The following is an 851-nucleotide window of genomic DNA, read 5'->3' as shown; positions in this document are numbered from 1 at the left end:
TTGGTATCCAAATTGACCGCTGTCAGCTCTCCGCCCCACAACGCGCCGGTATCCAAAGCAATTACTTGGTCTGTATTAACGTAGCCCAACGACGACCAATGCCCGAACACGGTAATATAATCCAAATTCTGCCTATCAGGTGCTTTAAACCAAGGGCGCAGGTAAAGCGGCATTTTCTTCAAAGTGGATTTATATTCGTAATCCAATTCGCCTTTGTACGTCAGCGCACGCATACGGGTAAAGACATTAACAATCATCCGTAGGCGCTCGTAGCCGGTCAAATCATCCGTCCACGCAGTCGGCTTGTTGCCGTACATTTTGCCAAAAAATTTCCTGTACTTTTTACCTTGCAATTCATCCTCGGCTTCACGGGCAAGGCTTTCGGCTTTATCAACCGACCATTGTGGCAAAATACCGGCATGCACCATCACATGCCTGTTACCGCGCACCAAAAGCGGTTGATGACGCAGCCAGTCCAATAAGGATTGACTCTCGGGATGGGACAAAATCGGCTCAACCGTATCGCTGCGCTTGAGCGTTCCTTCACCGCAACCGACGGCCAAAAGATGCAAATCATGATTGCCCAAAACCATTTGCACGCTGCTGTCATGCTCTTTGGCAAATTTCAGGGTTTCCAAGGACTTCGGGCCGCGATTGACAATATCGCCGACCAGCCAAAGGGTGTCCGTACCATGATTAAAGCCGATTTTGGCAAGCAACAAAGTCAGCTCGTCAAAACAGCCTTGAATGTCTCCGATTGCGTAATGTGCCATTATTATTGTTTTCCGTTGTTATTATTTTCAGACGGCCTCAAGCCCAGCCTAGGCCGTCTGAAAACATCAATTATGCAT

Annotated in this window: 1 protein-coding gene; it reads right to left on the bottom strand. The window is 48.3% G+C overall.

Annotated features, from left to right (window positions below; all coding sequences use genetic code 11):
• On the bottom strand, positions 1-773 hold a 773-nt coding region (locus ACTHUR_RS12840), incomplete at its 3' end, for a symmetrical bis(5'-nucleosyl)-tetraphosphatase (protein ID WP_440398873.1).
• Positions 774-851 lie beyond the last annotated feature (78 nt).

Source organism: Neisseria sp. P0021.S007, from assembly GCF_051956855.1.
The sequence above is the reverse complement of the archived record's forward strand: the minus strand, read 5'-3'. Positions and strand labels throughout refer to the sequence as shown.